Annotated in this window: 19 protein-coding genes, 2 pseudogenes and 1 riboswitch; of the genes and pseudogenes, 11 read left to right on the top strand and 10 right to left on the bottom strand. The window is 64.0% G+C overall.

Annotation, left to right across the window (positions count from 1 at the left end; genetic code table 11):
- Positions 1-24 precede the first annotated feature (24 nt).
- The 6 genes and pseudogenes from RRX38_RS05115 to RRX38_RS05140 all read right to left on the bottom strand — a co-directional run.
- The gene (locus tag RRX38_RS05115; RefSeq protein ID WP_315961797.1) at positions 25-2,412 is read right to left on the bottom strand and encodes a TonB-dependent receptor; all 2,388 of its coding nucleotides are present in this window, start codon (positions 2,410-2,412) and stop codon (positions 25-27) included.
- Positions 2,413-2,757: 345 nt separating this feature from the next.
- Positions 2,758-3,360 (bottom strand): RNA 2',3'-cyclic phosphodiesterase, encoded by a 603-nt coding sequence (thpR, locus tag RRX38_RS05120; protein ID WP_315961798.1) that lies wholly within the window; start codon positions 3,358-3,360, stop codon positions 2,758-2,760.
- A gap of 91 nt (positions 3,361-3,451) precedes the next feature.
- Positions 3,452-4,516 carry a nitronate monooxygenase gene (locus tag RRX38_RS05125; protein ID WP_315961799.1) on the bottom strand — a complete coding sequence of 355 codons (1,065 nt, stop codon included), beginning with the start codon at positions 4,514-4,516 and terminating at the stop codon, positions 3,452-3,454.
- A 144-nt stretch (positions 4,517-4,660) separates the two neighbouring features.
- A complete protein-coding gene (locus RRX38_RS05130) occupies positions 4,661-5,185 on the bottom strand; it encodes a glyoxalase superfamily protein (RefSeq protein WP_315961800.1) in 525 nt (174 codons plus the stop codon).
- A gap of 194 nt (positions 5,186-5,379) precedes the next feature.
- Positions 5,380-6,246 (bottom strand): hypothetical protein, encoded by an 867-nt coding sequence (locus RRX38_RS05135; RefSeq protein WP_315961801.1) that lies wholly within the window; start codon positions 6,244-6,246, stop codon positions 5,380-5,382.
- A 90-nt stretch (positions 6,247-6,336) separates the two neighbouring features.
- A riboswitch (yybP-ykoY riboswitch) is annotated at positions 6,337-6,504 on the bottom strand.
- A gap of 70 nt (positions 6,505-6,574) precedes the next feature.
- Positions 6,575-7,645, bottom strand: a pseudogene (locus RRX38_RS05140) (5-methyltetrahydropteroyltriglutamate--homocysteine S-methyltransferase); the annotation flags it as partial.
- A 371-nt stretch (positions 7,646-8,016) separates the two neighbouring features.
- Here RRX38_RS05140 and RRX38_RS05145 point away from each other — a divergent pair.
- A pseudogene (locus RRX38_RS05145) lies at positions 8,017-9,489 on the top strand (methylenetetrahydrofolate reductase C-terminal domain-containing protein); the annotation flags it as partial.
- Here RRX38_RS05145 and dapA read toward each other — a convergent pair.
- Positions 9,482-10,348 (bottom strand): 4-hydroxy-tetrahydrodipicolinate synthase, encoded by an 867-nt coding sequence (dapA, locus tag RRX38_RS05150; protein ID WP_315961802.1) that lies wholly within the window; start codon positions 10,346-10,348, stop codon positions 9,482-9,484. The pseudogene RRX38_RS05145 and the gene dapA sit on opposite strands and share 8 nt — an antisense overlap.
- A 384-nt stretch (positions 10,349-10,732) precedes the next feature.
- Between dapA and RRX38_RS05155 the strand changes: the two genes are divergently transcribed.
- Positions 10,733-12,745 carry a DUF262 domain-containing protein gene (locus tag RRX38_RS05155; protein WP_315961803.1) on the top strand — a complete coding sequence of 671 codons (2,013 nt, stop codon included), beginning with the start codon at positions 10,733-10,735 and terminating at the stop codon, positions 12,743-12,745.
- A 298-nt stretch (positions 12,746-13,043) separates the two neighbouring features.
- Here RRX38_RS05155 and RRX38_RS05160 read toward each other — a convergent pair whose 3' ends face one another.
- Positions 13,044-13,952 (bottom strand): LysR substrate-binding domain-containing protein, encoded by a 909-nt coding sequence (locus RRX38_RS05160; RefSeq protein ID WP_315961804.1) that lies wholly within the window; start codon positions 13,950-13,952, stop codon positions 13,044-13,046.
- A gap of 113 nt (positions 13,953-14,065) precedes the next feature.
- On the opposite strand from RRX38_RS05160, the gene RRX38_RS05165 reads away from it, so the two are divergent.
- On the top strand, positions 14,066-14,470 hold the full coding sequence (locus RRX38_RS05165) for a RidA family protein (protein ID WP_295478034.1): 405 nt from the start codon (positions 14,066-14,068) through the stop codon (positions 14,468-14,470).
- Between the two features lie 63 nt (positions 14,471-14,533).
- Here RRX38_RS05165 and RRX38_RS05170 read toward each other — a convergent pair whose 3' ends face one another.
- Positions 14,534-15,970, bottom strand: a complete 1,437-nt coding sequence (locus RRX38_RS05170; RefSeq protein WP_315961805.1) for a cytosine permease — start codon at positions 15,968-15,970, stop codon at positions 14,534-14,536.
- Between the two features lie 614 nt (positions 15,971-16,584).
- On the opposite strand from RRX38_RS05170, the gene RRX38_RS05175 reads away from it, so the two are divergent.
- Positions 16,585-17,070: a flavin reductase family protein gene (locus RRX38_RS05175; protein ID WP_315961806.1), complete on the top strand. Its 486-nt coding sequence runs from the start codon at positions 16,585-16,587 to the stop codon at positions 17,068-17,070.
- Positions 17,071-17,169: 99 nt separating this feature from the next.
- Positions 17,170-18,207, top strand: coding sequence for an LLM class flavin-dependent oxidoreductase (locus RRX38_RS05180; RefSeq protein WP_315961807.1), 1,038 nt, complete (start codon positions 17,170-17,172; stop codon positions 18,205-18,207).
- 55 nt (positions 18,208-18,262) lie between these two features.
- On the opposite strand, the gene RRX38_RS05185 is transcribed toward RRX38_RS05180, so the two are convergent.
- Positions 18,263-18,886 (bottom strand): LuxR C-terminal-related transcriptional regulator, encoded by a 624-nt coding sequence (locus tag RRX38_RS05185; protein ID WP_295478023.1) that lies wholly within the window; start codon positions 18,884-18,886, stop codon positions 18,263-18,265.
- A 215-nt stretch (positions 18,887-19,101) separates the two neighbouring features.
- Between RRX38_RS05185 and RRX38_RS05190 the strand changes: the two genes are divergently transcribed.
- The 6 genes from RRX38_RS05190 (at position 19,102) to RRX38_RS05215 (ending at position 26,533) form a co-directional block, all read left to right on the top strand.
- Positions 19,102-19,626: a dimethylamine monooxygenase subunit DmmA family protein gene (locus RRX38_RS05190; protein ID WP_315961808.1), complete on the top strand. Its 525-nt coding sequence runs from the start codon at positions 19,102-19,104 to the stop codon at positions 19,624-19,626.
- Positions 19,623-20,549: a PDR/VanB family oxidoreductase gene (locus RRX38_RS05195; RefSeq protein WP_315961809.1), complete on the top strand. Its 927-nt coding sequence runs from the start codon at positions 19,623-19,625 to the stop codon at positions 20,547-20,549. Before RRX38_RS05190 ends, RRX38_RS05195 begins: the two co-directional genes overlap by 4 nt.
- A gap of 14 nt (positions 20,550-20,563) precedes the next feature.
- Positions 20,564-21,580: a DUF3445 domain-containing protein gene (locus tag RRX38_RS05200; RefSeq protein WP_315961810.1), complete on the top strand. Its 1,017-nt coding sequence runs from the start codon at positions 20,564-20,566 to the stop codon at positions 21,578-21,580.
- 24 nt (positions 21,581-21,604) lie between these two features.
- Positions 21,605-22,735 (top strand): aminomethyltransferase family protein, encoded by a 1,131-nt coding sequence (locus RRX38_RS05205; RefSeq protein ID WP_315961811.1) that lies wholly within the window; start codon positions 21,605-21,607, stop codon positions 22,733-22,735.
- A 73-nt stretch (positions 22,736-22,808) separates the two neighbouring features.
- Positions 22,809-24,179 (top strand): NAD(P)/FAD-dependent oxidoreductase, encoded by a 1,371-nt coding sequence (locus RRX38_RS05210; protein ID WP_315961812.1) that lies wholly within the window; start codon positions 22,809-22,811, stop codon positions 24,177-24,179.
- A gap of 8 nt (positions 24,180-24,187) precedes the next feature.
- Positions 24,188-26,533, top strand: a complete 2,346-nt coding sequence (locus RRX38_RS05215) for a DUF1989 domain-containing protein (RefSeq protein WP_315961813.1) — start codon at positions 24,188-24,190, stop codon at positions 26,531-26,533.
- Positions 26,534-26,743 lie beyond the last annotated feature (210 nt).

Genomic DNA, 26,743 nt, shown 5'->3' on the forward strand with positions numbered 1-26,743 from the left:
CCCGGCCCCAGCGCTCATGCCGCCCTACCAGCTGTAAGCCACCTGGGCGTAGTAGAAGGCGCCGCTGTAACCGTAGGGCGAGTAGGTGCTGTACGCCAGGTTTCCGCCACTGCTGGCAAAGTCATTGAGCTTCTCGGGGTACTGGTCGGTGACGTTGTCGCCGCCGACGGTGAAGGTCCAGTTGCGCCACCGGTAGTCCAGCGCCAGATCCAGCAGCCAGGCCGCACTGAACGTCTGGTCGTTGACCGGGTCGGCCTGGTAGCTGGTGAACTCGCCATGACGCACCAGGTTCGAGTGCAGCACCCAGCTGCCGTAGGTGAAGTCGTTGCCAAGACTCAGCTTGTGCCGGGGCGTGGTATCGCCCATTAGACCGACACGCTCACGACGGTCGACGCGTACCAGGTTGACCCCCAACTGATCGAGCACGCTGGGGTTGGCCTTCACATCGGTCACTCGGGTGTGGTTGTAGTTATAGCCCAGGGTACTGTTCCAACCGAGCCCGTTGTCAAAGCGGTAGCGATAGTTGGCCACCAGGTCGACGCCGTCGGTGCGGGTGTCGGTGGCGTTGGTGAAGTAGCGCACCGAGGTGTAGTTGATGTCCCCCACCCCGTTGGCCCGCAGGTAGCTGGCGGCGGCATTGTTGAGCACCAGGTTGGACGACAGCGAGATACGGTCACGGATGTCGATGCGGTAGACGTCGGCGGTTACGGTCAGGTTGTCCAGCGGCTCCAGCACCAGACCCAGGCTGTAATTGCGTGACTTCTCGGCCTGCAGGTCCTCGGCGCCGAGCAGTTGTGCCACCCGGCTGCTGGCCGGAAAGGTGCCGGCTTCCTGGATGCTGTTGCCGATCAGCTGCGACGAGGTGAAGGCAAAGTTCTGCTGGGCCAGCGACGGTGCCCTGAAGCCGGTGGACACACTGCCACGTAGCGCAACGCGCTCGGTGAAGGCATAGCGCGCCGACAACGAACCACTGAGGTTGGAACCGAAATCGCTGTAGTCCTCGTGACGCAGCGCCGCCGAAGCGCTGAGCCGGTCGGTGAAGTCGGTTTCCAGATCCAGGTACTGGGCCAGGTTGTGGCGCGAGTGGCTGCCGGCATCCGAATCCCGAAAGCCCGCCAGGCCCGAGCTGCCACTCTGGAAGTACGACTCGGGCTGCCCCGCTTCGATCTGATAGCCCTGGCGCAGGTACTCGGTGCCGACGGCCAGCGACACCGGGTTGGGCAGCCAGCTCAGCGTGAATTCCCGCGACAGATCCAGGCTCAGCTGCTTCTGGTCGTTGGTCAGTGTGCCGTTATCGAACGACCGTGGCGTGGCCAGGCCCAGCGCCGTATTGATGGTGCGCGTATGGATCTCGTAGCGGTTCCTGCCGTAATTGGCGGACAGATCGTAATGCCAGTCGTAGGCCAGTTCGCCACGCAGGCCGGCAACCAGGCTGGTGTCTTCCAGGCTGCCGCGGATCAGCGGCAGGTAGCCGTTGGGGAAGATTGCCGGGTTGTTGTTCGAGGCATTGCTGGCACGATAGAAAGCCGCTGTCTCGCCCCGGCGCTTGCTGTAGCCACCGAAGCTGTAGAACTGAGCGGCATCGTTGAACGAATATTCGCTGTTGAACTGCAGCTTACCCTCTTCGCTGGCCGGCTCGCCTTGGCGGAACACATGCTGACCATAGGTGGCGGAGCCGATGCTCGCGGCGCGAAAATCATCGCCGGCGCGGTCGGTGTAGTCGTTGTTGGCCCCCTCCCCCGTAAGGTTGATGAAGCCGTTTTCGCCCAGCGCGAAACCACTGTTGCCGGTCACCTGGCGCTGAATGCCATCACCTTTCCTGTACTGGCCGTAGCGGGTCGACACCGAGCCGCCATGGTCGTCTTGCTTGAGGATGACGTTGATTACCCCGGCGATGGCGTCCGAGCCGTAGCGCGCCGAAGCGCCATCGCGCAGGACCTCGATATGGTCGATGGCCGACAGCGGAATCGCGTTCAGATCGGCCGGCGCCGAGCCACGCCCCACCGCACCGCCGAGGTTGACGAAGGCGGAAGTGTGGCGACGTTTACCGTTGACCAGCACCAGCACTTGGTCCGGCGAAAGACCGCGCAGCTGCGCCGGGCGAGTCAGCTCGGCACCATCCACCAGGCTGGGACGGGGAAAGTTGATCGATGGGATCAGCTTGGCCAGTACCGTGCCCAGCTCTGCCGAGCCACTGCTGCGCAAGGCGTCGCCACTGATGACGTCGATGGGGGCCAGCGAGGTGCTGGCGGTGCGTTCCTGGGTGCGCGTGCCGGTGACGATCACCGTGTCGAGGCTCGAAGCCGACGACGCCTTGTCGCCGTCCTCGAACGCCGCGCTGGCTTGGCCAGCACTTAACAGATTGGCCGATACCACGGCCGTGGCCAGCCATTGACCTTTGAAACTCCTCATACCGCTCCCTCTGAATCCCTTCGGTCGGAGCGTTCCGCCCGACCGTGACGAGCGATCCGTGCGGCGGACGGTGGCGGTCATCTTCTGGTTATGGTGTGTAGCCGGTGGCCCGATGACATATATCCTAACGCGATTAATATCCCCTTTCTAAATTCCGATATTGAATATCCAAATAGCTGGCTGGTGGGGGTGTGGGCGGATGGCTCTATCCGCGCAGTCGCCGAATCGTGTTGGTACAGACGCCGGTATTCTCTGCCGGGACTCAGTCATTCGGCGTTTCAATCGCCGAGGCCAGCCGTGGCGCTGACGGGTGACGCTCGGTGAACCGCCACCCCGCTGCGACGCTCAAGGCACCTGAAACGGATGCAGCATCGGCCGTGGGCGTTCCAGCGGTGCTGGCGCCGGCTCGACCAGCGGCCACTGCGCGAGGGGTTCGTACTTGCCTTTGTATGACTCGTAAAGCACGAACTCCCGGGCGGCGATGCGAAACTCGGTATCCAGGGGCGCTTCCGGCACCGGGCCGCGGTAGTCGCGCATCAGTGTCAGGTGCGGCTGGAACTCACGCGGGTCGACGGCGAAACCCAGCGGCAGCATGGCCTGCTGCAACTCATAGACCCAGCGCAGCAAGGCCGCTTGCGGCTGCTCGGGGACCAGTACCAGGGCCTGGCTACGTCGCCATACCTCAAGCTGGTCGAGGATGATCGCCGACGGCGCCGGCAGCGGCCGCAGCCGCGCAGCGGCATCGAGAATGGCGGGCAACTGGCTGACACCCACGTCACCGAGAAACATCAGGGTCAGGTGGAAGTTGGCAGTCGGCACAGGCCGCCCATTACGCAGTTTGAGTGCCGAGCGCCAGCGGGAAATCGCCTTGCCCTGTACAGCGCTGCAAGGCAGCGCGAAGAACAGGCGCTTGAAAGGCTCGTGTGGCAAAAGATCATGGCTGTTCATTCGGCATCACTCCATCGGCTACGGCAGTCACCTTACCACCAATCAAATGGAGGGCTGCCAGCCCATCGAAGTTCACCGGCGCCGTGCAGCGTCAGGTATCCGCCGCCAGCTCACGCAGCAGCTCGGCCACCAATCGCTCAGCCGGCAACGCCCGGGCCAGCGCAGCACCCTGCCCGGCCCAGTGTGCAGCGAACTGGTGATTATCGGCCTTGGCTGCCAGCGCATTGAGCTGCTTGGCGGCATCGTAGGCCAATGGATAGGCCGCCGGCTGGGGTGCACCGGCCTGCTCGGCGTGCTTGATGAACGCGTTGACGATGCCCCGCGCCGGACGCCCGGAAAGGCTGGCGGTCAACCGCGTGGCCTGAGCGTCGGGGCTATGCAGCGCAGCCCGGTAGCCGGCATTGGCCGCCGACTCCGGGCAGAGGATGAAGGCCGTACCCAGTTGCGCGGCGCTCGCGCCCAGGGCCAGGGCGGCACGGATGCCCTGGCCGTCCATGATGCCGCCGGCGGCGATCACCGGCAGGTCGAGGCGTTCGACCAGCAGGCGCACCAGCACCGAGGTGCTCAGGCGTTCATCGCTGGCAGCGGGGTCGAACAGGCCACGATGACCACCGGCCTCGATGCCTTGGGCGACAACGGCATCGAAGCCCAGCTGCTGGATCTGCTGCGCCTCGTGCAGGTTGGTGGCGCTGGCCAGGGTATAGATACCGGCCTGGCGCAGGGCCTGCAATTGGCTGGCGCTGGGCAGGCCGAAGTGGAAGCTGGCCACTGCCGGGCGTGTGTCGAGCAGCAGGGCGAACTGCTCTTCGTCCTCGGCGAAGCTGTGGTAGATCTGCGCCAGGGTCGCTGGAGGCTCGGCACCGAACGCGGCGAACAGCGGACGCAGATGCTCCAGCCAGGTCTGTTCACGTTGGGCATCGCGCTGCGCTGGGGCATGGCAGAAGACATTGACGTTGAAGGGCCGATCGGTAAGCGCGCGGGTCTGTTCGATCATCTGCCGGGCCTGCGCCACGCTGCTGGCGCCGATACCCAGCGAACCCAGGCCGCCAGCGTTGCACACCGCCGCCGCCAGTTCCGGGGTGGCGACCCCGGCCATGGGCGCCTGGATGATCGGGTTGATGCCCAGGCGGGCCAGGAAGGCGTTGGATGAGCTCATGTACGACTCCATTGCGGGTTTACTTTCCGACGAAAAATGTAAACGCATCGTTCTTGAATGGCCAATCAGCGTAGCCCTTGCCAGCCTCTGCCTGGCTGAAGCCGCGCCCACCGGGAGCCGCTTCAGCCACGAACGGCACATCGCTCAGTCCTCGCAGAACCTCAGGCGGTTGCCGAACGGATCGTGGACTTCCAGGAGCCGACCCCAGGGCTGTTCGACGATCTGCGGGCGCCCGTAGCCATACTGTTTACCGCGCAGTTCATCGCGCAGTGCCTCGACGCCTTGCAAAGGAATGAACAAGGTCGCACCGGGGCTGGCATCGCCGTGGTGTTCCGACAAATGCAGGTGCAGGCCATCGCGAACGATGCCCAGGTACAGGGGCAGACCGGGCTCGAAGCGGTGCTCGAATTCGATGCCGAAACCCAGGAAGTCGAGATAGAACTCCCTGGCCTTGGCCTCATCGAAACTGCGCAGGATCGGAATGCAGCGCTGGAAACTCACCGCGGGCCGTGGCCGCTCGCTCGGCAAACGGGCGGCGGCGACATTCCAGTCCTTGTAGCCCAGTTGCCGGGCCACCAGTTCCAGCGCGGCAGAGTGAGACAGCTCGGCACCTGGCAGTTGCGTGCGCAGGGCCTTGGCCATGTGCTTGGCCTGTTCGAGGGTGATCATTAAAGCTCTCCGGTCGAGGCGATGCGGTGCTCGCGTTACCAGACCCCAACATTAGAAAGCCATGAATGAAGAAGGGGCGAAACCGATGCTTTCACCTTCCCGGGACCCGGGGCGAGCGGCAGGCAGCATCCGGCCTGCCGCCGATCCTACACCCCCACGAGCGGCGCTGAAAGCCTTCGCGAGTTGCCGCTCTGTCAGCGCTCTTGCGGTTTCAGCTCCAGCACCCGGTCGCGACCGCCTTCCGCCACCAGGTAGGTACCATCTTCTTTGGCAATGATCGCCTGCGGCGCCTTGAGCATCGACAACACGGTGCGCTGTCGGCCTTGGGTATCGACCAGCAGCAGCCGGGCGCGGTGCGTGGAGTCTTCCGTCACCCAAAGGCCGCGCCCGTCGCACATCACGAAGGTCGGCTGGTTGAGGCCGACCAGCACCGCCGGGTCGCTGCCGTCGGCGGTCAGTTCGCGGACCACCCCCATGCCCTTTTCGGTGTAGAGCAAACGCCCGTCTGTGCAGCGGGTGATCGACTCGGGCTCGTGCAAGCCGGTGCGCACCACGTCCAGAGCGCCGTCGCGCCAGCGATAGCGCAGGATGCGCCCCTGCGCCTTGTGGTCCTCGACGGCATACAGCTCGTCGCCGTCATCCCACAGGCCCTGAACATTCGCGCCCTGGAACAGCGTGCTGACTTGGCCATCCTTGAGAAAGCCGACCTTCGCACCCGCCACTTCCTGGCTGAACACCCAGCCGCCACGGGTAGCGACGATACCGTCGGGCTTGGACAGGCCTTCGACCACCGAGGTGCGAGTGCCATCGGCCTGGATGCGCAGGATGCTGCCCTGCCCGTCACGCAGTTCCCGGCTGACCAGCAAGGCGCCGTTCTCGGCAGGCGCCATGGACGCCGCCTTGGCCACGTCGTCATGCACCACCCGGTAATGCCAGCCGCTTGCCGCCTGGACCGGGTAGTAGGCTTGCCAGGTGAAGAACCCCAGCACCATCAGCAACAGAAGGACTACGAGGCCGCAGGCAATGCGCAAGCCGGGGGTCGGCAGCCAGGGTCGGCTCATGGCTGACCCTCCTGCCGCAAGCGGGCGCTGACGACGGTGATGAGACGTGTCTGAAAGGAAAGAGCTGAAAGGATTAAGTTCACGATGCATGCCTGACCGGGCGCTGACACAACGACAAAGTCCCATGCCCGGCCCAGAATGCGACTCTATCATCGGTCTCGCCAACCCGAAGGTGTCCGCGCCACGGCCGACTGGCCAGGCATGTTGACGCGAACGCTCCGGCATTGGCACCGGAGCAGGCTACTCCCCAACAAGTGGCGCCAGTCTAGCCACGCCCATGTGAAAAAAATATCAACGGGTCAGTCGCACGGCAGGGCGTGGCTTATGCGGCACGCAGGGTGCCGTGTGGCTCTGGCTGCCGCAGGGCCGAAGCCAGCAACGCCACCTCTTGGCACTTACGCAGCGCAACGACATGCACGCCATCGGGCACGGCGTCCTGCTGGTCAGGATGCTTCTGCTCGGGCTGCAGTGCACAGGATGGCGCCACCCAGAGCCGTTCGCCCAGGCGCTCCCGGGCCTGGCGCAGCAGCGCGTGGGCCTTGCCCAGGTCGTCGTGGCCGGCGTTGCGGCCATCGACCACGCCAAGGGACAGAATCTTGTAGGCCGGCAGACGGTCAACCACGATAGGGAGCTGTTCGGGAGCGCACACCAGGTCCACATGCAGGCCGTCCACCGGTAACCCGGCGGCCAGGCCCAGGTTGCTCGCCAGGGCGCCGAAACACGTGGCCACCAGCTTCTTCAGCGGCTCGCGTTGCAGCAGGTTGTAGACCCGTTCGTAGGCATTCTTCCAGTCCTGCGGCAGCTCCAGGCCAAGGATCGGTTCGTCGATCTGCACCCACTCCACCCCTTGGGCTGCCAGGCGCTGGAAGATCTGCCCGTATAGCGGCAGCAGCCGGTCGACCAGTTCCAGCTTGTCGAACTCGGCACCTTGGCCCTTGCCCAGCCACAGATAGGTCAAGGGGCCGATCACCACCGGCTTGACCGCATGACCCAGGGCATGAGCCTCGTCGACCTCCTCGAACAACGACTCCCAGTTCAGGGTGAAGACCTGCCCGGCAGTCAATTCGGGGACCGTGTAACGCGCAGGGCCGTCGAACCACTGCGCCTGCGGATGAGCCGCAGCGCCGTCAGCCAGGCCTGGCAAGGTGTGCCGCCCCGGGGGAATCACGCCGAAGGCCTGCGAGTGGTTCAGCACCGTGTCGCCCCAGGCGAAGTCACCCACCGGCAGCAGCTCGATGCCAGCGTCCTTCTGCAGTTGCCAATGCGCGGCACGCAGGTTGCGGCCCACCGCGTGCAGACCGGCTTCGTCGAGTTCACCAGAGCGGAACGCGGCCTTGGCCTTGTGCAGTTCAGAATCGCGCCCGATGGACGGAAATCCCAGATTATGTGCCAAGGCCATGTCGTGTGCTCCGCTGCAAAGATTCGATGGCGGCATTCTGGTCAGGCTCGAACCCTGAGGCAAACTCATAAATTTGAAGATGGTCCTCAGTTTTATTCATGTTGAATGCCGCCGAGTGAACTTCCAGGCGGGCAAACCCAATACTGTTCGCTTAAGCGGCATGTGGCCCGGCGGGAGCGGCTTTAGTCGCGAGAGCGCCGGGAAATTCAGTGCATCTGTTGTGAACAGGCGGTCGCTTCGCGGCTGAAGCCGCTACCCGGTCTAACTGACCTGTCTTGCGGGCAAACCTCGTCCCGCAACGTCGTTTCTGGACAAGGTACTGGCCCGACATTGCGGGACAATCAGCTATCCCAGCCTCAGGCAGCGACACTATGCTCACCCTCAGACAAGCCCTGCACAACGCGCCTTTCGTGTGTCTGGTGGAGTTCGTGCCCAAGCCCACGGACAAGAGCTTCGCGACGTTCGAAACGCAGATGCAGCGCACCCAGGTGTGTGGCTGGCCCCTGCTGGGTACCATCGCTGACCGAGTCGGCAGCCGCTTCGACCTGACGCCGCTGGATGCTTACCAACGACTGCGCCAGCCGGTGCCGGCACTGGTGCATTTTTCCGGCAAGGATCGCGAACGCAGCGACCTGCTCGCGCAGCTCGAGCGCATGCAACGCCTGGGCCTCGAGCAGTTGTTCATCGTCACCGGCGACCGCCTGCCCGGCCATGAACCCGGCCAGCAGCCGGTGCGTTACCTGGAGTCGGTCGCCGCCCTGCAGATCGCCCGTCAGGCGCGCCCGAACTGGCTGCTGGGCGCCGCGCTCAATCCCTTCAAGTACCGCGAAGAAGAACGCGGCGCACAGTATTTCAAGGCCGAAAAAAAGCTGGCCGCCGGTGCGGACTTTCTCAGCCTGCAACTGGGCTACGACCCCGAGTGCCATGTGCAGGCACTGCAATGGATGCGCCGCCAGCCCTCGCCCCGTCCGATGCTGGCCTGTGTCATGGCGCTCACCGCCGGGCGGGCGAAGATGCTCGAACACGTGGCCGGCACCGTGGTCAGCCCGTCGATGCTGGCTGCCGTCAGCGCCGAGGCCGAGGTGTCCAAGGCGTTCGCCCAGCAACGCAGCCTCGAGCGCCTGGGCCTGCAGATAGTCGGTCTGCAATTGATGGGCTATGCCGGCGTGGAACTCTCTGGCATTCACGACGCCGACCAACTGCAAGCGCTGGAGCAGGCCATCGAACACTGGCAGGCGCGCATCGCCACGCTGGATCAGTGGTTCCCGGCCTGGCAGGCCAGCTGGCAGCTGCCGGGCCACCCCGCCGTGACCTTCGCACCGGCACAGCCTGCCGGGCAAACCGACCTTTCGCCGGCCAGGGCCAGCCTCAAGGAGCGGCTGCGCTACCACCTGCTGCGGGGTCTGCACCATCAACTGTTCAGCCGTACCACCCTGCTCAGTCGCACCTTCGGCTGGGCGGTGCGTCGCCCCATGTGGGCGACCCCAGGGGGCGCAAGGGCTCTGGAAAAGCTCGAACGCAGCCTCAAGCGGCCGCTGCTGGGCTGTGACACCTGCGGCCGATGCCGCCTGGAAGACACCCTCTACGTCTGCCCGGAAAGCTGCCCCAAAGGCCTGGCCAACGGCCCTTGCGGTGGCACCCGGTTGAACCGCTGCGAGTTCGGTGACCGCGAGTGCATCCACAGCATCAAGTACCGCATCGCCGTGTCCGCGCGCCAGACCGACGTACTGACCCAGCGGCTGATCCCCTGCGTTGAGGCCCCCAGCCGCCATCGCAGCTCCTGGCCGGGCTGGTTCGCGCCCCCTTCCCAGGCAGGCGCCGATCCAGTAACGGCGTTCAACCCTCCCCCAGCACGGCCAACACCTCGCGCAAACGAGCCACAGCCGCTGCCGAACAGGCCTGCATCGGCGCCCGCAGCCCGGGCGCCAACCACCCCTGCAGCGCCAGCGCAGCCTTGACCGGTGCCGGATTCGGCTCGATGAAAGCCGCCTGCAGCCACGGCAGCAGGCGGTAGAAGGTCTGCCGCGCCAGCGCCAGCTCGCCGTCCTCGACCTGCCGCTGCAGCCTCACGTAGAGGTCGGCGCGCACATGTGCTGACACCGAGATCGCGCCGGCGCCACCCAGGCACAGGTTGTTGAAGATCTGCAGGTCTTCGCCGGTCAGAATCTCGGCATGGCCGTCGTAGATAAGTGCGGTGGTGGTTTCCAGGTCGCCGCCGCAGTCCTTCACCGCCGCGATGCGCGGGTGACGCACGATATGCCGCAGCGTCTCGCGCTCGAAGCGCACACCGGTGCGGTAAGGGATGTCATAGAGCACCAGCGGCACGCTGGCGGCATCGGCAACCGTCTGGAAAAAAGCCTCCAGGCCGGCCTGGGACGGACGGATGTAATACGGCGCCGGCACCAGCAGCCCGGCCAGCGGGCGGGTCTGCACCTGCTGCTGGAAAGCCAGCAGTTCGCGCAGGTTGTTGCCGGCCAGGCCCATGATCACCTGCTGGCCCGGCACCCGTTGCAACACCGCATCGAGCACCGCCAATTGCTCGGCATGGCTGAGCGCCGCCGCCTCGCCGGAAGTGCCACACACCACCAGACCCCGTACGCCGTCGTCCAGCAGTTTGCCGGCGAGGTCCTGCAACGCGGGAAAATCGATTTCACCGTCACGAAACGGTGTGACCAGGGCTACCCAGATACCACGAAATGACATGCATGTTCTCCTTGAACTGACCGTTGGGTCTCGTCAGGGAGGGAGGCGGGAGCGAGTGCTGGGAGGGGGTTACCTGGCGCCATCGTGTCCTGTCAGCCCATCTGACGGGACAGCGCGCCCCGGTCAAATGAGCGACTGTTTCTTGGATTTCTTGGCAACGGACAGGCATGCGCCAGCCTGCAGGCGGGAGCCTGGCAGCAGGGGCGTATGGTCAAGGCTCGAAAGCATTGGGAGTCCGTTGCGATGAAGGTGCCCGGCGATCATGGGGGCCACGCCCGTCGATTGTCAACTGGCATTCTGCCCACGCGCACGATGGCTTTAAGCCATTAATCTGCTTAAGCTCCACCTTCGCCACGCCAATCAACGGAAGGAAAAGGATCAGTAATGGCTTCCAGTGACATGAATCTACGCTCGTTAGGCGAGCTACTCGGTGAGTTCAGCTTTGAAATTCCCGACTACCAACGCGGTTACTCCTGGACGCAACCCCAATGGCAGGCCCTGTGGCGTGATGTACGCCACCTTGAACAGAACAACCTGCATCAGCATTTCACCGGCATGATGCTGGTGCGACGGCTCGAGCATTCAGCCAAGGCGCCGACGCTCGAACTGATCGACGGCCAACAGCGCCTGGTCACCAGCATGGTGTTCGCCAATGCCCTGCGTGCCCGGCTCGAACAGAAGGCCCAGCCCTATGCGATCAACTTCAATGACAATCCGGAGTTTCAGGACTACTTCAGCTTCTATGCCCTGAACCGGTTGTCGGTCGAGGCCCGGCTCGCCCGCGACGCTTCGAGTTACGCACTGAACCTTAAAGCCGCCGCGCACTGGTTCACCGAGCAGGCGGATCAACTGACCCCGAAGCAAGCCGATGCGATGCTCACCGCGTTGCTGGACAAGTGCTGCCTGTTCATGCTCGAAGTATCCAGCCGTTTCGATCTGCATGTTGCCTTCGAGACCCTGAACAACCGGGGTCGGCCGCTTTCGAAGATGGAACTGCTGAAAAATCGCCTGATCTACCTCACCACTGTTCTGCCCCCCCAGGAACAGGCGGCGACGTCGCTACGCGAGCAGATCCACAGCGCCTGGAAAGGCATTTATCGCGCCTTGGGGCGTAGTGCAAAAACCCAGAACCACGACGATGAATTCCTGCAAGCCCACACCACGGCCTATTTCGGTCGCTCGCGTGAGGCCGATTGGCTGGACAAGGTGCTGTTCGAGACACAGTTCTGCATCGACAACGCCGAGCTCTCGTTCGCCGCGATCAACGAGTACATCCAAAGCCTGGAAACCGCCGCAGTATGGTGGTCACACGTGCATGCGCCAGAGCAATTGCCCAAGGCGCTTCAGAAGCACCTGGACCGGCTGACCCATTGCGGATTCGGCTATTTCAAACCGCTGATCCTCGCCGCGTGCCTGCGCATCGCCAATGACCTGCCCGGGGCGACGGTTCGTCCCGCCGAGTTCGCCAAGGCGCTATCGCCTCTGGAGACCTTGTTCGAGCAAATCGAACGTTTCGTCGTCATTGTGTTTCGCTTGCTGGGCAACCGTGGTACGTACGGCAAAGCGGACGTGGACTGGGCGGCCTACGAGTTGTCGAAGGCCGGCCGCAGCGGCTTTCTCAGCGATCACTACGGCATGACCGCGACTGACGCCGCGGGCGTTATCCGCTTCGCCGCCGATTGGCTGAAGGCGTATATCTGCAATATGGACCCCGCCTCGGATGAGTATCTGGATGAGCGCTTCGATTGGGAGGGCGCGTTTTCTCAGTCAGCCTTGCAAAGCAGCATCGATAAACGCTTCCAGAAAGGCGACGGCTATTACAACTGGGATTTCACCCGCCTGGCGCTGTTCGAATACGAATCGCATTTCCAGCTGGAGGGCAACCACCCACCCAAGGTGGCATGGAGCACGTTCAGCTTCGATGAAACAGTCGAGCACATCTTCCCGCAGAATCCCTCGGGCCTGGGCCTGGCCTATTGGAACGAGCAGATTCCCATCGACGGCCGCTCCAACCGTGGTGGCAAACTGAGCAAGGCTTTGCAGAACTCCCTCGGTAACCTCCTGCTGTTATCGCGCAGCAGCAATGCAGCGGCATCCAACGAAGCCTACTGGCTCAAGTCCGGTCGTGAAGAAAGTGGCAAGCGGGTGCGCTTCCGTAACGCCAGTTATTCCGCCACCGAAGTGGCGCAGCAGTATCAGCAATGGAATACCCAGAGCATTGCGGTGCGCGGGATCAGCTTGTTGAAGTTCATCGAACAACGCTGGAGCATCTGCCTGAGCGAGACCCCAGAAGACCTGCAAAGCTACCTGCCTCTGTGCTTCGGCCCGCAGACGGAAGCGGTCAAGGACGGCAAGACCGGCAAGCTGTCATCGCGCAGCCTCAAAGCCAAACCCTGAACCGGCCGTTGCCACCTGCCAGCAGCGCTGCGTCGGCCACCGCCGCAGCCAATCAGCTGGCGAAAGGGTCAGGAAATTCAGCGTATCTGCCGTTAACATGAGGTCGCTTCGCGGCGGACGCCGCTGCGGTCCAACCGAGCGGCATGGCGTTCAAGGGCAATACTGTTCGATCAAGCGGCATGTGTCCCGGTGGGAGCGGCTTTAGCCGCGAAAGCGCCAGGAAACTCACTGTATCTGTCGTGAACAGGTGGTCGCTTCGCGGCTGAAGCCTACCCGGTCTGACTGACCCGTATGGCGTTCAAGGGGGTATCCACTCCCCCACCACCTCCGCCACCCAGTCGATGAACACCCGCAGCTTGGCGCTGACATGCCGACTTGGCGGCCAGGCGATATGCATCGGCATGGGCGCCAGGTGCCAGTCCGGGAACAGCACCTGCAGCTCATCGCGCTGCACGGCCGGCTCGGCCATGTAATCGGGCAGCCAGAGCACGCCCAGGCCCGCCAGGCCGGCGGCCAGGTAGGCATTGCCGTCGTCGACCAGCAAGGCGTGCTGCACATTCACGGTGAGATTTTCAGCCTCGCGCTGCATGGCATAGGGCAATGGCTTGCCGGTGCGCGCCCATCGGAAGCCCACAGCACGGTGGTGCGGGTTTTCCAGGTCGCGGGGATGGACAGGCGTGCCAGCACGTTGCAGGTAGGCCGGTGCCGCATAGACCCCCAGTTGCAGATCGCGCAGGCGCCGGGCCTTGAGTGACTGGTCGCTGAGTTCGCCGCCCCGTACCACGCAGTCGATGTTTTCATCGATGAGATCGACCTTGCGGTCGCTGACGCCCATCTCCAGCTGGATGTCGGGGTAACGCGCATAAAAGTCCGGCAGCGCCGGAATCAGCAGCAGGCGCGCCAGCGGGCTGGGCACATCGACACGCAGGCGCCCACGTGGCAAGGCCGTAGCGGCAGACAGCCCGGTCTCGGCGTCGTCGAGGTCGGCGAGCAGGCGCACGACCCGTTCGTAATAGGCCGCGCCATCGGCCGTGACATTGACCTTGCGCGTGGTGCGGTTGAGCAGCCGCACACGCAGGCGCGCCTCCAGTTGCTGAACCAGCTGGGTCACGCTGGTCTTGCTCAGGTGCAGGGTGGCGGCAGCCTTGGTGAAGCTGCCGGTTTCCACCACGCGAGCGAAGGCGCGCATGGCATCGAAGCGGTCCATGGAATCTCCTGATTGTTTGGCAGATGCAAACAGTGATGGGCGCGATGGCGAGTTTATCCCTCCGACGCGGCTGCCTAAAGTGCCAGGCATTCCCAGCCACTGGAGCCACTACCATGACCACCCGTGATGTGATCTTCCCCGCCGGCCGCCAGGCCCTCTATGAGCGCAATCGCTACTCCCCGGCGATCCGCAGCAATGGCTTTCTGTTCGTGTCCGGGCAGGTCGGCAGCCGCGAGGACGGCTCGCCCGAAACCGACCTGCAGGACCAGGTGCGCCGCGCCTTCAGCAACCTTGATGCGATTCTCAGCGCAGCAGGCGGCAGCTTCGCCGACGTGGTCGATGTGACGATATTCATGGTCGACCCGCAGCAGACCTTCGAGGCCATCTGGCAAGTGGTGCCGGAGTTCTGGGGCGAGGCGCCCTACCCCACGTTGACCGCCGTGGGCGTGACCTGGCTGTACGGCTTCGATTTCGAAATCAAGGTGATTGCCAGGGCACCAGAGACTGAAGAGGGCTGAGCGCCAGGCAACTGTGCAAACGCCCCGACGGGTGTGTCGGGGCGTTTTTCGTCGTGGCGAATGTCAGTCGTTGTAGCGCAGCTGCGCCGCACGACGCGCTTCACTGCGGCTGCGGGTCGCCAGGCAGTAGTACAGCGGTGCGGTCACCAGCAGGCCCACCAGCCACGACAGGTCGGCGCCTTCGATGTAGTGGGCATAAGGGCCGACGTACAGCGAGGTATTGGCGAACGGCAGTTGCACCAGGATGCCGATGGCATAGGCAACGATGGCGTGATGGTTGAAGCGCCCGTAGATGCCGCCGTCGTTGCGGAAGATCGACTCGATCTCGTAGACCCCGCGCTTGATCAGGTAGAAGTCGATGAGGTTGATCGCCGCCCAGGGCACCAGCACGATCAGCAGCGCCAGGATCAGGCCGATGAACTGGCCGATGAAGTCCTTCGACGCACTGATCGCCACCAGGCAGCAGCCGACCAGCACCAGGGTCGACAGCAGCACGCGCAGGCGTACGCTGGGCGTCCACTGGCCGGCGAAGGTCTGAATCGAGGTGACGATGGACAGCACCGCGCCATACAGATTGAGCGCGTTGTGGCTGATGATGTTGAGCAGGAACAGCACCATCAGGATCGGGCCCAGCCAGCCGGTGGATTGCTTGACAGCCGCCATGGCCTCGGTGCCCTCCGGGGTGGCCAGCGCAGCGACCATGCCGAAGCTGAACGAGGCGATGGTGCCCAGGCTGGCGCCCAGGTAGGTGGCCCAGAACGGCTTGCCGATACCGATTTCCCTGGGCAGGTAGCGCGAGTAGTCCGAGGTGTAGGGCGAGAAACTGATCTGCCAGATGATCCCCAACGACAGCGTGGCGATCCAGCCCGCCGCATCGAAGCCGCCACGGATGAAGAAGTCATTCGGCAGTTCGCCGAGGAAGATCATGCTGAAGCCGGCCAGCAGTGCCGCGCCCATCACCCAGGTGCCAATGCGGTTGAGGGTATGGATGAAGCGGTAGCCGATCACCCCGATGGCCGTGGCGCTGAGGGCACCGATGAGAATCCCGGCAGGCATCGGCACCGACGGCGCCAGCCCCTGGATCGACTTGCCCGACAGCACGATGTTGGAAATGAAGAAACCGACGTAGATCAGCGCGGTGATGAACACGATCAGCAAGGCGCCGTAGCGGCCGAACTGACCACGACTCTGCACCATCTGCGGGATGCCCAGCTGCGGGCCTTGGGCCGAGGCCAGGCCGATCACCACGCCGCCGATCAGGTTGCCCAGCACGATGGCCAGCAGTCCCCAGAAGAAGTCCAGGTAAAACACTTGCACGGCCATGGCCCCGGTGACGATGGGCAATGGCGCGATGTTGGTGCTGAACCACAGGGTGAACAGGTCACGTGCGCGGCCATGGCGTTCGGCCGGCGGCACGTAGTCGACGGTGTGATTCTCGATCAGCGGCGCGGCCGTGCCGTCTGCTGGGGTGGAGTTCGCGGGCTGTGAGGTATGGGACATGGGCGTTCTCTCGAAACCGGTTGGCCGACGCGCGCAGGCGCCGGATGACAGATCCATCAGAGCCGTAGGCATTTTCCGGGCGAGCGTCGACACGGCCTGCGTCCGCAAGCCCCCGCTGCTGTCTCATCCGTGCGTGGAAAAGCGCCAGGCTCGGGCCTTATGAGCAGCCCATGGCAGTTGAGAAATCCGTTGCGCGTCGTCCGACGCCAGGAGGTGTGGTGCCTGTCAGCACCGGGCTGGAATGAAAAAACATCGTCTCGCCTGAAATTGTTGTTGTGCAGAGCCAAACCATGCAGCGCCCCGCCACAGCGGGGCCCGGAATGAGTGTCCGGCAGTGACGGCGTCGATGCGGCCATTCACTGCGTCGATAACACCATATTATGGTATGCCATAATCCGACAACCCCTGTGATCGCCTTTCTTCGTTCACGACGCGCGCATCGACCTTCCCGACGGTCGCTTCGAGTTTCGCTCACCCCCCGCACACACAAGGGTTTGCGGTCGACTCATGAAAGCCGATGACGCAGCCCTGCAGCAAAAAATACTTGCGAATAAAGTATTACGGTATACCATCAGACAAAACATCCCAGCCCCGGCTCCGTCCAGAGGTCTGCAATGATCGACTCAGTTGTCTACAAGAACGTCATGGGCGCCTTTCCTTCCGGCGTAACCGTCATCACCACCCTGGATAAACAAGGCCAGGTGGTCGGCCTGACCGCCAGCGCCTTCAGTGCGCTGTCCCTTGAGCCGGCACTGGTGCTGTTCTGCCCCAACTACAGCTCCGATTCCTATCCGGTACTGATCGACAACAAGCGCTTCGCCATCCATCTGCTCTCGGCGGACCAACAGGCCGAAGCCTATGCTTTCGCACGTAAGGGCAAGGACAAGGCAGAGGGCCTCGAATGGACCCTCAGTGAACTGGGCAATCCCATCCTGCCCGGCGCCACGGCGGTGATCGAGTGCGAGCTGTGGCGCGAATACGAGGGCGGCGACCACGCGATCATGGTCGGCGCCGTGAAGAATCTGATTTTGCCCGAGCAGCCTGTCACGCCCATGGTGTATTGCCGAGGAAAAATGGGCGCGCTGGCATTGACGGCTTGATCTGCGTCAGCACACGATATTACGGTATACCAATAAAATTCAGGCCCAGCCCCACTTGGGGCGCTTCTGTAACCGGCCCCGACAGACCGAGGTAGCGTCATGAAATTTTCGTTGTTCGTGCACATGGAACGCTGGGATGAGCAAGTCAGCCACCGCCAGCTGTTCGAAGACCTGACCGAACTGACCCTGATGGCGGAAAAAGGCGGCTTCAGCACCGTGTGGATCGGCGAACACCACGCCATGGAATACACCATTTCCCCCAGCCCCATGCCTACCCTCGCCTACCTGGCGGCACGTACCAGCACTATCCACCTGGGCGCGGGCACCATCATCGCGCCGTTCTGGCACCCGCTGCGGGTTGCCGGCGAATGCGCGCTGCTCGACGTGATCAGCAACGGGCGCATGGAAGTGGGCCTGGCCCGGGGCGCCTACCAGGTGGAGTTCGACCGCCTGGCCAACGGCATGCCGGCCACCGAAGGCGGCAAGGCCCTGCGCGAGATGGTTCCGGTGGTCAAGGCCCTGTGGCAGGGCGACTACGCCCACGACGGCGAGCTGTGGAAATTCCCCACGTCCACCAGCGTGCCGAAGCCGATCAATACCCCGCCGATCTGGATCGCCGCTCGCGACCCGGACTCGCACAACTTCGCCGTCGCCAACGGCTGCAACGTGATGGTCACGCCGCTGATGAAAGGCGACGAAGAAGTACTGGACCTGAAGAACAAGTTCCAGGCCGCGCTGGACAACAACCCCGACGTGCCGCGTCCGCAACTGATGGTACTGCGCCACACCCACGTACACAGCGCTGACGACCCGGAAGGCTGGAAGGTCGGCGCCAAGGCGATTTCCAAGTTCTACCGCACCTTCGACGCCTGGTTCGGCAACAAGACCGTACCGGTCAATGGTTTCCTGGAGCCAAGCCCGGAATCCAAGTTCGCCGAACGGCCGGAGTTCGAGCTGGAGAACATCCGCAAGAACACCATGATCGGCACCCCGGAAGAAATCATCGCGCGCATCCGCTACTACCAGGAACTGGGCGTCGACGAATTCAGCTTCTGGTGCGACAACAGCCTCTCCCACGCCGAGAAGAAGAAATCCCTGGAGCTGTTCATCCAGCACGTGGTGCCGGCCTTCCGCTGAACGCATCGAGATCCGCAAGAGCCGGGCATGTCCCGGCTCTTTCGTGCCTGGCGACTCAGCCTGCCACTTCGAAAATGGCCCCTTCCACCCCCAACACTTCACCATTGGCCGAGTACACGCCCACACCGGTCTCGCAGACCTCCTTGATTCGCCCATCGGCGCAGCAGATGCGGTAACGCAGTTGAAACGGCTCGCGCTTGAGCAATGCGCATTGCACGCAGTACCACACGTAGTCGGCGTACTCGGCCAGAATCAGTGAGCCGAAGCTGTGCTCGGGGTCGCGGGTCAGGTACTCGGCCGGGTAGCCGGTCAGTTGCAGGCACCCTTCGCTGACATAATCCATGTACCAGGCACGGGCATTGTCACCGCGATAGACCAGCACCGGCAGGTCGTTGATCAGGCCGGCGACCGCAGCGGGATCGAGGTCGGCCTTGAGCGTCGCGGTTGTCTTGTCGGTATGCCGATGCACCCAGGTCGCCAGCTCAAGGCGCGAGTGCAGATGAAACTTGCGCAGGAGGCTGCGCACGTAGGTTTTCACGGTGCCATCACTGATTCCCAGTGTCCGGGCGATCTGCTTGTTGCTGTTGCCGGCCGCGATCAGCTGCAAGGTCTGCTCTTCGCGTTCGGTCAGCGCCGTGGACGCTGCGTCAGGTGCCGGCCCCAGAGCGGCTGCACGCATGGCCTCCTCCCCGTCTCTCTCGGTGTTGGAGCGGCTGATGCAGCAACTTCCATGCCTCCCTGACGGCCTCTATTCCTTTTGGCCTATGCCCTTTGGCGGATTGAGCCTTTACGCCTCACAGGAAATTATCTTGCCTGTAGAGAAAGCGGCAGACCCTGCACCAACACATGACCCGCCGCTTCAATCCGGGGCAACCCCCGTGCAAAAGGACCGCCATGAACCGCACAGTCGATTTGCATTCCTTCAGCGTGCCACGCTACACTGGCCAGCCCGCCCAGCGCGCCGCCGTGCACGTGCTGGTTACCCAGGATGACGGGCAGCAGGCCGTTACCCAATGGCGAACGGCCAACCGCAAGGCCCGGCTGCATCACCTCGCTCTCCCCCACTACCCCTGTGAAGCCGAGCTGCTGCAGTCCCTCGTCGAGTTGCTGGGTGAGGCGCGAGTGGGTGTGCATCTGCAGTTGCAGGGAGATGAAGCCTTCATCTGGACCTTGAACCCAGTGGCCAGGGACGCCGGGCTGGAGGCCGAAGAAATCGACCTGCAATGCAGCAACGCCAATCGACGCCTGCTGTTCTGCGTACACTGCGCCACACGGCAGGCGGGCACGGCTGCCGAGCTGCACACCTGCGAGCGCTGCGGCGTAGAGCTGGAAGTGCGCCGGCACTTCTCCGAGCGCTTGGGCGCCTATATTGGCGTCTGCGCCGATGCCGACCACCCCTATGCGCAGGCCCGCCCATGAGCGCCTTCGAGGTCAGGGTCAGCGCGGCCCGGATGATCACTCCGGTGATCCGCGAGCTGTCGCTGGAAGCGCTGAACGGTACGCTGCCATCCTTCTCGGCCGGCAGCCATGTGCAACTGCACCTGCCCAACGGCAGACGCAACGCCTACTCGCTGATCAGCGACCCCAGCGACACCCGCCATTACCGAATCGCCGTGCGCCGGCAAGCTCAATCGCGTGGCGGCTCGCGCTATGTGCACGAACAGCTGCAGGCGGGTGATCGACTGAACATCTCCCCGCCCGCCAACCTCTTTGCCCTGCACAGCACCGCACGCCTGCACATCCTGGTCGCCGCCGGCATCGGCATCACGCCCTTTCTGGCGCACAGCGCCGAGCTGCTGCGCCGCGGTGAGGCGTTCGAGCTGCATTACGCGTACCGCGCCGGGGTCAGCGATGCCTACGTCGAGACCTTGCGTGAACGCCTGGGCGAGCGCCTGCATGTCTACGAAAGCAGTCACCACCGCCTCGACCTGACGCAGTTGCTGAGCCACCGACCACTGGGCACCCACGTCTACGCCTGCGGGCCACAGGCGTTGCTCGAGGCTCTGCGCGAACAGAGCCTGGCCCTCGGCTGGCCGCCGGCACGCCTTCACTGGGAGGCCTTTACCGCGCCGCAGCCGGGTGAGCCTTTCCGCGTAGAGCTGGTGCGCAGTGGCCGACAACTGGAAGTCGCTGCCGAGCAGAGCCTGCTCGAAGCCCTGGAAGCGGCTGGTGTGGAGCTGCCCAACCTGTGCCGTGGCGGAGTGTGCGGCCAGTGCCGTACGCCCTACCTGCAAGGCGATGTGCAACACCGTGACCTGTTTCTCGCCAGCGATGAACGCGCCAGCAGCCTGATGCCCTGCGTCTCGCGCGGCTGCGGCAGCCCGATCCTGCTCGATATCTGACACGGAGACGCTCCATGACCCTGACTTTCAAGCCGGCAGAAACCTACCGGGACGACTTCAGCTTTCGCAACAGCCCCGCCGCCATCGCGCGTTTTCCCTTTCCTTTTCCGGAGGACACCTACCAGTACTCGGTAAACATCGAACCGGCGCTCTCGCGTGACCCAGGCTCGGTGTTCGAACACAGCTTCGACGTGGACGAGCACTACCTCTCGGAGATGGCCGAGCGCGCGCGGGTGCTGGAGCGCGACCCGGGGCGCTGCCTGGTCATGCCGCACATGGCCGTGGCTGCCTGGGACCTGCTGGAAATGCTCATGGAACGCCTGGCGGCTGATTACCCGCAGCATTTCCAGCTGCAGCGTGATGGCACGGCCTGGCGCTGGCAGAACCTGGCCATGGGCATCGACCAGTCGTTCACCTTTGGCGATGCCGAAAGCCTGCCGTACGAGCCTCTGGAATACATCACCCGGCAGATGCAGGGCGACTTCGCGCTGCTGGATCAACGCAATGGCGACCTGTTCATGGACGCCGGCATGGTCACCTGCCCGGCCGACTGGTCGCTGCGCTTCGATGCCGGCATGAGCTTCAAACAGTGGCATTCGCCCGTGCCGATGGCCCACCAGATGGGCATCTTCGAACGCGCCCTGAAGTTTCTGCTGAACATCCAAGTCGGCCACCCGGTACGCCGCCTGAACTGGACGCTGACCATCAACCCGCGCCTGGACACCTCACCGGAAACCTTTCACGAATGGGGCAGCGACCGGGGTTCGGTGACCGCGGATAACGTCGGCCGCCTGGTCCACCTGCGCGTGGAGCTACAACACATGGCCCGCCTGCCGCGCTCCAACGCCCTGCTGTTCAGCATCCGCACCTACCTGATCAGCATGGACGAACTGGTCGGCAACCGTGCCTGGGCGCGTCGTATGCACCGGGTGATTCGCGATTTGCCAGATGCCATCGCCGACTACAAGGGCATGACCCGCTACCGCCAGACCCTGGTGGACTGGCTGCGCCCGTTCGACCCCGAAGCCTGACAACCACCCTACGAGGATTTTTCCATGGCCAACTCTTGGCGCCTCAGCGCGCTCCGCGAACGCCACCTGGCACTTGGCTCGAACCTGGAAGACTGGAACGGCATGGGCACCGCCTGGACCTACGCCAGCGACCTGGCCGACCACCATGAAGCGATCCGCACCCGCGCCGGGCTGATGGACGTTTCGGGCCTTAAGAAGGTGCACTATGTCGGCCCGCACGCCGAAAGCCTGCTCGACTACGCCACCACCCGCGACATGGCCAAGCTGTACCCTGGCAAATCGGTATACGCCTGCCTGCTCGACGAAGACGGCACCTTCATCGACGACTGCATCGTCTACCGCACCGGGCCTAACGCGTTCATGGTGGTGCACGGCGCCGGCAGCGGCTACGAGATGCTCATCCGCTCGGCCCAGGGCCGCCAGGTCGCGGTACTGTTCGACGACGACCTGCATGACCTGTCGCTGCAAGGTCCGGTCGCCGTGGACTTCCTCGCCGAGCATGTGCCCGGGATCCGCGAGCTGGCGTACTTTCATCACCTGCAGACCCGGCTGTTCGGCCGCCCGGTGATGATTTCACGCACTGGCTACACCGGCGAACGCGGCTACGAAATCTTCTGCAAGGCCGCCGATGCGCCGCTGATCTGGGACAGCATCCTTGAGGGCGGCAAGCCTTATGGCATCATCCCCTGTGCCTTTACCGCCCTGGACTGGTTACGGGTAGAGAGCTACCTGCTGTTCTTCCCCTACGACAACTCGCAGATGTACCCCTTCGCCGACCAGAAAGCCGGCGATACCTTGTGGGAGCTGGGCCTGGACTTCACCGTGTCGCCCGGCAAGCGCGATTTCCGCGGCGCGGGTGAGCACTACCGCCACCAGGGCCGGGAGCGCTTCAAGATCTTCGGCGTGCTGCTCGACGGCCAGGTCGCTGCAGAGGCCGGCGACACCCTCTGGCATGCCGGAAGCCAGGTCGGCGTCATCACCTGCGCCATGTATTCGCGCCTCAGCGGCCGCTCCATGGCCATCGCCCGGGTGGAGCCGGATATCGCCGAGCAAGGCGTAGCACTGCAGGTGCGCGGCAGTCTGCAGGTGAGCGCCATCGCCCACCGCCTGCCCTTCGATGACCCCGAGAAAGCCAAACGCACTGCCAAAGGCTGAAGCCCTCGTCACCTTCGCTATGCCCGCCCTCCAAGTGGGCTTGATCGCACACCGGCATACAGGAGAATCCAGCATGAAACCACGCGTCGCCATCATCGGCGCCGGCCCCTGTGGGCTGGCTCAGTTGCGCGCCTTTCAGTCAGCCCAAGCCGCCGGCGCAGAGATTCCCGAACTGGTCTGTTTCGAGAAGCAGGCCGATTGGGGCGGTATGTGGAACTACACCTGGCGTACCGGAGTGGACGAACACGGCGAACCGGTGCACGGCAGCATGTACCGCTACCTGTGGTCGAACGGGCCGAAGGAATGCCTGGAGTTCGCCGACTACAGCTTCGATGAACACTTTGGCCGGCCCATGGGTTCCTATCCGCCCCGGGAGGTGCTGTGGGACTACATCAAGGGCCGCGTCGAGAAAGCCGGCGTGCGCGCCTACATTCGCTTCTCGACGGTCATTCGCGAGGTCAGCTACGACGACAGCCAGGCCCTGTTCAGGGTGACCGCCCACGACCACCTGAACGACCGCACCTACAGCGAAACCTTCGACTACGTGGTGGTCGCCAGCGGCCATTTCTCGACCCCGCAGGTTCCGGAATTTCCCGGCTTCGCAGCCTTCGCCGGGCGCGTGCTGCACGCCCATGATTTCCGCGACGCGCTGGAGTTCAAGGGCAAGGACGTGCTCATCGTCGGTGCCAGCTATTCCGCCGAAGACATCGGCTCGCAGTGCTACAAGTACGGCGCCCGGTCGATCACCAGTTGCTACCGCAGCGCGCCAATGGGCTACCGGTGGCCAACCAACTGGGAGGAAAAACCCCAGCTCAGCCACGTCCAGGGCAGCACTGCGTTTTTCGTCGACGGCAGCAGCCGGCACATCGACGCAATCATCCTGTGTACCGGCTACAAGCATCATTTCCCCTTCCTGCCCGAAACGCTGCGCCTGAAGACCGGCAACCGCCTGTGGCCGCTGAACCTGTACAAGGGCGTGTTCTGGGAGGCAAACCCGAAGCTGATCTACCTCGGCATGCAAGACCAGTGGTACAGCTTCAACATGTTCGATGCCCAGGCCTGGTACGCCCGCGACGTGATCCTGGGGCGCATCGCCCTGCCTGCCCGCGAGCACATGCGCGCCGAGAACCTGGCCTGGCGACAGGAAGAAGAGACGCTGCAAAGCGCCCAGCAGATGTTCGAATTCCAGGGCGAGTACATCCGCCAGCTGATCGAAGCCACCGACTACCCGAGCTTTGACATCGCCCAGGTCAACGCCACCTTCCTGCAATGGAAGAAGGACAAGTACGAAAACATCATGGGTTATCGCGACAAGTGCTATCGCTCGTTGATCACCGGCACCCTGGCCACGCCCCACCACACGCCCTGGCTGGAGGCGCTGGATGACTCGCTGCAGGCCTACCTGGCCGACGCACCGGCCGACCGCCTGAAGTCTGCCAGCTGAGGGTCGCCATGAACCTTCCCGTGATCAGTCGGCCACTGGAGCCGGCACTGTCCGTCATGACCCGTGACAGCGAGCAGCACCGTGTCGCCCCCGGCGGGCTAACCGTGGTGGCCCTGGAAGCCGGCGACCGCCTGGCGGTCATCGACCTGGAGGGTGACCAGCCCGCGCAGTTGCTGGCCTTCACCGAGGATGGCGGCGAAGCGCTGGGCGCCCTCGGCCTGAGCGGGCAACGCGGCGCCGATGGCATTGCCCGCCTGTTGCACGCCCCCAGCCATACGGCGCGACATGTGGCCGCCGGCCTGCGTCGACAGCACATCGACTGCCGCCATCTGCCCGATGCCGCCAGCCTGTGGCCCGCCGAAACCCCGGCAGGCTTCAGCCGGCAGTTCGTCGCCAGCACGGCGTTGACGCTGATCGTCGCCGCGCCGGACCGGCACACGGCGGTGGACAGCCAGCAACGCGCCAGCGAGTTGCTGCTGCGGATCCAGCGCGCCAACCCACGGCGCATCTGGACACCGCCCCTGCCTGTGCCCCTGGGCGAGCTGGTCGACGAGTTCACCATCAAACCGGGAAGCGCCCGCGACTACCCGGTTGCGGCGGGTCAGTTCATTCAGGTGATCGATGTCGCCGGGCGGCAATGTTCGGACTTCGTCGCCTTCGACCGACGCGCCCTGGATAGCGGCCGCGAAGTGGACCTCGACCCCACCGTCACCCGCACGCTGAACGGCAGCGCCTATCCGGGGCCGGGGCTGTTCAGTCGCTTCTATGACCGCACTATGCAACCCATGCTGGAGGTGGTGCGCGACACCGTGGGCCGCCACGACACCTTTGCCCTGGCCTGCACCGCACGCTATTACGAAGCCCAGGGTTATTTCGGCCACGCCAATTGCAGCAGCAATATCAGTCGTGTCCTGCATGCGCACGGTGTCGAGGCAAGGGCCGGCTGGCCGGCGATCAATTTTTTCTACAACACCGGCCTCGACGCGCAGCAGCAACTGACCCTGGATGAGCCCTGGTCGCGGCCCGGCGATTATGTGCTGCTCAAGGCCCTTACCGACCTGGTGTGTGCCAGCACCTCCTGCCCGGATGACATTGACCCGGCCAACGGCTGGCAGCCCAGCGACATTCATATCCGCGTGTATTCCGAGAAGGAGCATTTCAGTCTAGCCATGGCCACTCGAAAAACCCCTGACGCCGAGCCGCTGCTGACCCGCGAAAGCGCCTTTCACCCCGCGACCGCAACGCTCACCCGTCAGTTCGTCGATTACCGGGGGTTCTGGACGGCCTCGCACTTCGACGGCTACGGCGCCCTGGAGGAATACCACGGCTGCCGCGAACGCGTGGCGGTGATGGACCTGTGCGCCTTGCGCAAATTCGACGTGCTCGGTCCGGATGCCGAAGCGCTGCTCGACTACTGCCTGACCCGCGATGTACGCAAGCTCGCGATTGGCCAGGTGGTCTATTCGGCGATGTGCTACCCGCACGGCGGCATGCTCGACGACGGCACCCTGCTGCGCCTTGGCAATGACGCGTTCCGCTGGATAGGCGGTGAGGACTACGCCGGTATCTGGCTGCGCGAGCAGGCTGAGACGCTGGGCATGAAGGTCTGGGTGAAGAGCGCCTCGGAGCAGATCAGCAACCTCGCCGTGCAAGGTCCACTGAGCCGTGAGTTGCTGGCCCGGATGATCTGGACGCCCGGCACCCAGCCACGGCTGGAGGCACTGGGCTGGTTCCGTTTTCTGGTCGGCCGCCTGGATGACTACAACGGGCCGCCGGTCATGGTTTCGCGCACCGGCTACACCGGCGAACTGGGTTACGAGCTGTGGTGCCACCCCGACGACGCCGTGCAGGTGTGGCAGCGCCTGTGGCAGTTGGGCGAACCACTGGGCCTGGTGCCCATGGGCCTCGAAGCGCTGGACATACTGCGGATCGAGGCCGGCCTGGTGTTCGCCGGCCATGAATTCGACGACCACACCGACCCCTTCGAAGCCGGTATCGGCTTTTGTGTGCCACTAAAGAGCAAAACCGCCGACTTCATTGGCCGTGACGCCCTGACAAGGCGCACCGCCGCTCCCCGCCATCGGCTGGTGGGGCTGCAGCTCGAAGGCAATGAAACCGCGGCCCATGGCGACGACGTGCACAGCGGCCGGGCGCGGATCGGTGTGATCACCAGCGCAACCCGCTCGCCAGTACTGGGCAGCAATATCGCGCTGTGTCGGCTGGACGTGGGTTATTGCGAGCCGGGCACGCAGGTCGAGATCGGCAAGCTCGACGGTCAGCAAAAGCGCATCCGCGCCCGGGTCGCCAGCAGCACGGTGGCCTACGACCCGGAAAAAACCCGGGTGCGCGGCTAGGCGAAATACTGGTCAGTTAGGCCGGGTAAGCGGCTTCAGCCGCGAAGCGACCGCCTGTTCACGACAGATGTAGTGAATTTCCTGGCGCTTTCGCGGCTAAAGCCGCTCCCACCAAGCCACAAGCCGGTGGTTGGGCTTAACAACCGGGACTGCGGCGGCAGGTTGGAAAGAGAATTGCTAGATACGGGGTGATCACAATCAAGGAGGATG

It is taken from the genome of Pseudomonas sp. DTU_2021_1001937_2_SI_NGA_ILE_001 (assembly GCF_032463525.1).
In the GTDB taxonomy this organism is placed as follows: domain Bacteria; phylum Pseudomonadota; class Gammaproteobacteria; order Pseudomonadales; family Pseudomonadaceae; genus Aquipseudomonas.

Bases quoted from the DNA above. Each gene is read 5' to 3' on its own strand.
- RRX38_RS05115 (WP_315961797.1), bottom strand. From the start codon at position 2,412: ATGAGGAGTTTCAAAGGTCAATGGCTGGCCACGGCCGTGGTATCGGCC.
- thpR (WP_315961798.1), bottom strand. From the start codon at position 3,360: ATGAACAGCCATGATCTTTTGCCACACGAGCCTTTCAAGCGCCTGTTC.
- RRX38_RS05125 (WP_315961799.1), bottom strand. From the start codon at position 4,516: ATGAGCTCATCCAACGCCTTCCTGGCCCGCCTGGGCATCAACCCGATC.
- RRX38_RS05130 (WP_315961800.1), bottom strand. From the start codon at position 5,185: ATGATCACCCTCGAACAGGCCAAGCACATGGCCAAGGCCCTGCGCACG.
- RRX38_RS05135 (WP_315961801.1), bottom strand. From the start codon at position 6,246: ATGAGCCGACCCTGGCTGCCGACCCCCGGCTTGCGCATTGCCTGCGGC.
- dapA (WP_315961802.1), bottom strand. From the start codon at position 10,348: ATGTCATTTCGTGGTATCTGGGTAGCCCTGGTCACACCGTTTCGTGAC.
- RRX38_RS05155 (WP_315961803.1), top strand. From the start codon at position 10,733: ATGGCTTCCAGTGACATGAATCTACGCTCGTTAGGCGAGCTACTCGGT.
- RRX38_RS05160 (WP_315961804.1), bottom strand. From the start codon at position 13,952: ATGGACCGCTTCGATGCCATGCGCGCCTTCGCTCGCGTGGTGGAAACC.
- RRX38_RS05165 (WP_295478034.1), top strand. From the start codon at position 14,066: ATGACCACCCGTGATGTGATCTTCCCCGCCGGCCGCCAGGCCCTCTAT.
- RRX38_RS05170 (WP_315961805.1), bottom strand. From the start codon at position 15,970: ATGTCCCATACCTCACAGCCCGCGAACTCCACCCCAGCAGACGGCACG.
- RRX38_RS05175 (WP_315961806.1), top strand. From the start codon at position 16,585: ATGATCGACTCAGTTGTCTACAAGAACGTCATGGGCGCCTTTCCTTCC.
- RRX38_RS05180 (WP_315961807.1), top strand. From the start codon at position 17,170: ATGAAATTTTCGTTGTTCGTGCACATGGAACGCTGGGATGAGCAAGTC.
- RRX38_RS05185 (WP_295478023.1), bottom strand. From the start codon at position 18,886: ATGCGTGCAGCCGCTCTGGGGCCGGCACCTGACGCAGCGTCCACGGCG.
- RRX38_RS05190 (WP_315961808.1), top strand. From the start codon at position 19,102: ATGAACCGCACAGTCGATTTGCATTCCTTCAGCGTGCCACGCTACACT.
- RRX38_RS05195 (WP_315961809.1), top strand. From the start codon at position 19,623: ATGAGCGCCTTCGAGGTCAGGGTCAGCGCGGCCCGGATGATCACTCCG.
- RRX38_RS05200 (WP_315961810.1), top strand. From the start codon at position 20,564: ATGACCCTGACTTTCAAGCCGGCAGAAACCTACCGGGACGACTTCAGC.
- RRX38_RS05205 (WP_315961811.1), top strand. From the start codon at position 21,605: ATGGCCAACTCTTGGCGCCTCAGCGCGCTCCGCGAACGCCACCTGGCA.
- RRX38_RS05210 (WP_315961812.1), top strand. From the start codon at position 22,809: ATGAAACCACGCGTCGCCATCATCGGCGCCGGCCCCTGTGGGCTGGCT.
- RRX38_RS05215 (WP_315961813.1), top strand. From the start codon at position 24,188: ATGAACCTTCCCGTGATCAGTCGGCCACTGGAGCCGGCACTGTCCGTC.